Annotated in this window: 6 protein-coding genes; 3 read left to right on the forward strand and 3 right to left on the reverse strand. The window is 75.4% G+C overall.

The window, feature by feature from the left end; translation table 11 throughout:
* From ACFW1A_RS37230 to ACFW1A_RS37240, 3 genes are all read left to right on the forward strand, one after another.
* Positions 1-877, forward strand: an 877-nt coding sequence (locus ACFW1A_RS37230) for a DUF4139 domain-containing protein (protein WP_380417496.1), incomplete at its 5' end; no start/stop codon positions are given.
* Between the two features lie 6 nt (positions 878-883).
* Positions 884-2,506: a DUF4139 domain-containing protein gene (locus ACFW1A_RS37235; protein ID WP_380417498.1), complete on the forward strand. Its 1,623-nt coding sequence runs from the start codon at positions 884-886 to the stop codon at positions 2,504-2,506.
* Between the two features lie 15 nt (positions 2,507-2,521).
* Complete coding sequence (locus ACFW1A_RS37240; protein ID WP_380417500.1) at positions 2,522-2,884, forward strand: DUF952 domain-containing protein; 363 nt, start codon at positions 2,522-2,524, stop codon at positions 2,882-2,884.
* 51 nt (positions 2,885-2,935) lie between these two features.
* On the opposite strand, the gene ACFW1A_RS37245 is transcribed toward ACFW1A_RS37240, so the two are convergent.
* The 3 genes from ACFW1A_RS37245 to scpB all read right to left on the reverse strand — a co-directional run bounded on the left by ACFW1A_RS37245 (position 2,936) and on the right by scpB (position 5,878).
* The gene (locus tag ACFW1A_RS37245) at positions 2,936-3,925 is read right to left on the reverse strand and encodes a helix-turn-helix domain-containing protein (protein WP_380417502.1); all 990 of its coding nucleotides are present in this window, start codon (positions 3,923-3,925) and stop codon (positions 2,936-2,938) included.
* 205 nt (positions 3,926-4,130) lie between these two features.
* On the reverse strand, positions 4,131-5,261 hold the full coding sequence (locus tag ACFW1A_RS37250) for a pseudouridine synthase (RefSeq protein ID WP_380417504.1): 1,131 nt from the start codon (positions 5,259-5,261) through the stop codon (positions 4,131-4,133).
* A 59-nt stretch (positions 5,262-5,320) separates the two neighbouring features.
* Entirely contained in the window at positions 5,321-5,878 is a 558-nt protein-coding gene (scpB, locus tag ACFW1A_RS37255) for an SMC-Scp complex subunit ScpB (protein ID WP_380417507.1), read from the reverse strand.
* Positions 5,879-6,042 lie beyond the last annotated feature (164 nt).

Genomic DNA, 6,042 nt, shown 5'->3' on the forward strand with positions numbered 1-6,042 from the left:
GGGTGCCCTGGCGGGCGCCCCCGCCACCAGCGCTCCCCCGCCGCCCCCGGAGCCGGTCGGGCCGCCCGAGCCCACCCCCGCCCTGCTCGACTACGCCGACCTGGTGCTGGCCGGCCCCACCGCCCCCCTCGACCAGCGCGGCCGCCTGCACCCGACCGCCGCCGAGCCGCAGCCCCGCCGCAACGAGGTCGCGCAGCCCGCCGCGCGCCTCTCGCCGCGGGCCTCGGCCGGCTCCTTCGACCAGCGCTACGACGCCCCGGCCCGGATCGACCTGCCCGCCGACGGCGTCTGGCACACCGTCACGCTCACCGAGCTGCCGGTCGCGCTCACCCCGGAGTACGTCTGCGTACCGGCCGTGGACCCGGCCGTCTACGCCACCCTGCGGCTGGCCAACGACTCCCCGCACGCCCTGCTGGCCGGCCCGCTGGAGGTCGCGGCGGACGGCACCTTCCTGCTCGGCACCGCGCTGCCCACCCTGGCCCCGGGCGCGTCCCGCCGGATCGGCCTCGGCGTGGCGGAGAGCGTGCGGGCCACCCGGCGGACCGAGACCCAGGAGTCCAGCTCCGGCCTGCGCTCCTCCACCACCGTGGTCACCGAGCGGATCCACGTGGAGCTGGCCAACCGCCTGCCGTACCCGGTGACGGTCGAGGTCCGCGAGCGGATCCCGGTGACCGGCGAGCGCGACATCCGGATCGAGGAGCAGCCGGGCACACCGGCCTGGTCGGCGCCCGACACCCCCACGCCCGAGGAGCCGGCCGGCACCAGGCGCTGGCGGACCGAGCTGCCGGCCGGCGGCCGGGCCGCGCTCAGCGGCGGCTACGAGATCCGTTTCCCGGCCTCCCAGGCCCTGACCGGCGGCAACCGAAGGAGCAGCTGACCCACGATGGCCGAGCCCACCCCGCCCGCCCCGTCCCCGTCCGCCGAGCCGGTGAAGACCGCCGAGCCGACGCCGCTCCCGGTCACCACCGCCGTCTGCCTGGAGGACCGCGCCCACCTGGAACGCACCGCCACCGTCACCCTCACCCCCGGCACCAACCGCCTGCGGCTGGGCCCGCTCACCCCGCTCGCGGTCGACCACACCCTGCGCGCCGAGTGCGCCGACCCCGCCGCCCGGGTGCTGGACGCCCGGCTCACCCGGGTCTGGGCCCCGCCCGCGCCGGCCGCCCCCGGCCCCGCCGACTCCGAGCTGCGCCACCGCCTGCACGAGCTGGCCGCCGCCCGGCGCACCGGCGAGGCCGAACAGCAGCGGCTCACCGCGCGGCTGGCGGTGCTCGACCAGCTCACCGCCGACCTGCTGCGCGAGGTCGCCGAGGGCGCCGGCTTCGGCGAGGCCGAGCCGGACCGCTGGCACGCCGAGCTGGACCGGGTCGCGGCCGAGCAGGACGTCCACGCGGAGCGGTCGCGCGCCCTGGACGTCGAACTGGCCGAGCTGGCCGTGCAGGAGCGGGAGGCCGCCGCCGCGCTGGAGGAGGCGGAGCAGGTCGACCCCGAGCTGCTCGCCCACCTGGAGCTCACCGTGCACGCCGAGCGGGCGCTGACCTGCGCGCTGACGGTCCGCCACCTGACGCCCTGTGCGCTCTGGCGCCCCGCCTACCGGGCCGTGCACGCCGACGGCGAGCTGCGGCTGGAGTCGGACGCGGTGGTCTGGCAGGCCACCGGCGAGGACTGGTCGGACGTGCGGCTCACCCTGTCCACCGCCCGCTCCGCGCTGGCCACCGAGCCGCCCCCGCTGCACGAGGACCGCCTGACGCTGCGTGAGCTCTCCACCGCCGAGCGCCGCACCGTCGAGGTGGAGCTGCGCGAGGAGGAGATCGCCGACCTCGGCCCGGACGCGCCCGCCCGACCGGCCGGCGAGCTGCCCGGGGTGGACGACGGCGGCGAGGCCCGGGTGATCACCGCGTCCGCCCCGGCGACAGTGCCCGCCGACGGGCGCGCCCACCGGATCCCGCTGGGCGCGTTCCAGGTCCCGGCCACCGCCGAGCGCACCGCGGCCCCGGAGCTCTCCCCGCTGGTGAGCGAGGTGGTGGGGTTCCGCAATCCGGCCGGCCACCCGCTGCTCGCGGGGCCGGTGGAGCTGGTCCGCGGCAGCGGCTTCGTCGGCCGCGGCGAGCTGCGGTTCACCGCGGCCGGCGCGGCCGCCGAGCTGTCCTTCCCCGGCGCCGACGACTACCGGCTGCTCCGCGAGGTCGAGGAGGAGCGCTCCAGCACCGGCCTGCCGGGCCTGGGGCAGCGCTCGGTGCTGACCCGGACCGTCCGGGTGCACGTCTCCCGGCTCTCCCCGCCCGGGGAGCAGGGCGAACAGTCCGTCACGGTGCGCGAGCGGATCCCGGTCTCCGAGGTGTCCGCGGTCGAGGTGCGGCTGCGCGAGGCCGCCTGCGATCCGCGCCCGGACGCGGTGGACGCGGAGGGCGTGGTCCGCTGGGAGCTGCCGCTGCCGCCGAACGGCCGACGGACCGTCACTCTGGTCTACGACCTCATGGCCTCCACCAAAGTCACGGGCCTGTAGAGGTACAACAGACCTATGATCCTGCACCTCGCGCCCCTGGACGACTGGCTCCGCGACCCCGGCCGGCCGTACAGCGCCACCTCCCTGCTGACGGACGGGTTCATCCACTGCTCCCCGGACGAGCCCACCGCCCTCGCCGTGGCGAACCTCTTCTTCGCCAAGACGCCGGACCCGCTGATGGCGCTGCTGATCGAGGAGGACCTGGTGGACCCGATGGTCCGTTGGGAGGCCCCGAGCGGCGACCGCCCGCCCGGGGCCGCACCCGACGTGCTCTTCCCGCACATCTACGGCCGGCTCAACCGCAACGCGGTGGTCGGCCTGGAGAAGCTGGAGCGGGGCACCGACGGCCGCTGGAGCCGCTTCACGCCCTGGAGCTGACGGCCCCTCGGGAGCCGGCGGGGCGCGGCCGCCGGCCGCGGCCGGCCGGCACTACAGCCAGCCGCGCTCGCGCGCCGCCATGCCGGCCTGGAACCGGGTGGTGGCGCCCAGCTCGCGCATCAGCGCCTGCAGCCGCCGCTGGGTGGTGCGCGCGCTCCAGCCCAGCGAGCGGGCGATCGACTCGTCGGTCAGCCCGGCCGCCAGCAGGCCCAGCAGCTTGCGCTGGTCCGCCTCCGGCTCGCGCAGCCCGGGCTCGGCCCCGAGCGCGGCCTGCAGCGGCACGGCCCGGTCCCACTCCGCCTCGAAGAGCCCGTCCAGCGCCTGCAGCAGGGCCGAGGGGTGGATCACGTACGCGGCGTCCAGCACGCTGTCGCCGGCGCTGATCGGGATGACCGCCATCCGGTCGTCCGACATGATCATCTTCATCGGCAGGCTGGTCCGCACCCGGGCCTCCTCGCCGTCCGCCGCGCCGACCAGGATCTCGTTCTCCAGCCGGCCCGGCCAGGCCACCGCCTCGCGGTCGTAGACCGTGCGGAACCGCACGCCCTCCTTGAGCTTGCGGCGCAGCCGGGTGAGGTAGGAGGCGGCGTCCTGCACGTCCTGCACGTACGGCGGGCAGTCGAAGCCGCGCACCTGCTGCAGGCTGGTCTCCTGCAGGTACTCGATCCGCTGCGAGATCGCCTCGCCACCGGTGAGCACCTCCACCGAGCGGGCCGGGTCGGTGAACCGGGAGGCCTCGCGGAAGGCGTCCATCAGCCGGTGCATCTCGGCCCGGGCGCTGCGCAGCTCGGCCTCGCGGTGGCCGATCAGGGTGCCGATCGCCACGTCGGGCGCCACCGCGAGGTAGCGCTCCCGGTCCACCGGGGCCCGGGTGGCCATGCCCTGCTGGGCCAGCCGGCTGAGCGCCTTCTCGCTCTGCTGCGCGGACAGGCCGCACCGCTCGGCCAGTTCGGCAGCGGTGGACTGCGGGGCGGCCACCAGTGCGGCGTAGACCTGGCCGTCGGACTCGGACAGACCGAGTGCGCTGAAAGCGTCAAGCATGACGCTCCCTCCCCCGTGTGGCGGTTTCACGCCAATTGGCGCGCGATGTTTTCGTGGCAATCTTGTGCCACAAACAATCCCCTTGACAAGCCTGAGCTGATCGAAGCTGACTGGACAGCTTCCCGGAGCAACACCGAGGGCCGTGCACGTCACCGTGCACGGCCCTCGGTCGCGGGACTCACCGCCTAGCGGACGGCCCCTGGGGTCACAGGCCGACCTCGCGCATCAGCTGACCCACCTCGGGGTTGGTCAGCCGGCGCAGCCAGCCCGACTTCTGGTCGCCGAGCGCGATCGGCCCGAAGTGCGTGCGCACCAGCTTCTCCACCGGGAAGCCCGCCTCGGCCAGCATCCGGCGCACGATGTGCTTGCGGCCCTCGTGCAGGGTGACCTCGACCAGGTAGTTCTTGCCGACGTTGGAGACCACCTTGAAGCTGTCGGCCCGGGCGAAGCCGTCCTCCAGCTCGATGCCCTGCGCCAGCTGCTTGCCCAGGTCGCGCGGGATCGGCCCCTGGATCGCGGCCAGGTAGGTCTTGGTCACGCCGTACCGCGGGTGGGTCAGCCGGTGGGCCAGCTCGCCGTGGTTGGTGAGCAGGATGATGCCCTCGGTCTCGGTGTCCAGCCGGCCCACGTGGAACAGCCGGGTCTCCCGGTTGGTCACGTAGTCGCCCAGGCACTGGCGGCCGTCCGGGTCCTCCATGGTGGAGACCACGCCGGCCGGCTTGTTGAGCGCGAAGAACAGGAACGACTGGGTGGCGACGGTCAGGCCGTCCACCTTGATCTCGTCGTGCTCCGGGTCGACCCGCTTGCCCTGCTCGGTGACCCGGGCGCCGTTGACCTCGACCCGGCCCTGCTCGATCAGCTCCTCGCAGGCCCGCCGGCTGCCCATGCCGGCCCGGGCCAGCACCTTCTGCAGCCGCTCGCCGGCCGGCTCGTCGAAGGTCTTGGGCAGCTTCACGGCCGGCTTGTCGTGCCGGGCCAGCACCGCGTCCTCGATCTTGGCCTGCAGCTCGCGCGAGCGCTGCGGCTGGCGGCGCGGGTCGCCGGGCGCGCCCTGGCCCTCGCGGCGCGGGCGCGGCGCCGGGCTCGGGCGCCGACCGGCGAAGCCGCCGCGGGCCGGGGTGGCGTTCGGGCCGCCGCCGTACTCGGGGCGGTCGTACCGGCGCTCCTCGGGGCGCAGCGGACGGTCCGGGTACCGGCGGTCGTCCCTGCGGTCGTCGCGCCGGTCGTCCCGGCCGCGGCCACCGCCGTACGAACCGCCCCCGCCCCGCTGACCGCCGCGGCCACCGCCACCGCCGCCGCCGCTGTTCCTGCCGTTACCGCTACCGCTGCTACGCATCAAATGTCCGTACGTCGTCGTCGTTGCTACCAGGGAAGTGCGGGTCGTGCCGGCCGACCTCACTGCACTTCCCGTGCGCTCGCGGCAGCCACCGCGTCCGCGACGGCGCTGCCTTCGAGGGACTCCGCTTCCACGTCGTCGACCTCGGGCAGGAACGGGGCGAGCTCCGGCAGCTCGTCCAGGCCGCGCAGCCCCATCCGTTCCAGGAAGTAGTTCGTCGTCCGATACAGGATCGCACCTGTTTCGGGCTCGGATCCGGTCTCCTCCACCAGTCCTCGCTGTACCAGGGTACGCATCACGCCGTCACAGTTCACACCGCGTACCGCCGAGACCCGTGATCTGGACACCGGCTGGCGGTAGGCGACCACCGCCAGGGTCTCCAGTGCGGCCTGGGTCAGCCGGGCCTGCTGGCCGTCCAGCACGAACCGGTCGACCGCCGGGGCGCAGGCGGAACGGCTGTAGTAGCGCCAGCCGCCGGCCACCAGCCGCAGCTCGAAACCGCGGCCCTGGTCGGTGTACTCCTGCGCCAACTCGCGCAGCGCCGCGGCCACCTCGGCGCGCGGGTGGCCGAGCACCTCGGCCAGCCGGGCCTCGCCGATCGGCTCGTCGGCCACCATCAGCACCGCCTCGATGCCGGGCCGCAGCGCCACCTCCGGGGCCTCGTCGGCGGCCTCCGGGGCCGGCGGCCCGCCGGCCCGGCGCGCACGCGGTGCGCGGGCCGGACGCACCGCGTCCGCCGCGACCGGCTCGGGCTCCACCGGTTCGGGCACGGTCGGCTCAT

This window comes from Kitasatospora sp. NPDC058965 (genome assembly GCF_042741245.1).
Classification (GTDB): domain Bacteria; phylum Actinomycetota; class Actinomycetes; order Streptomycetales; family Streptomycetaceae; genus Kitasatospora.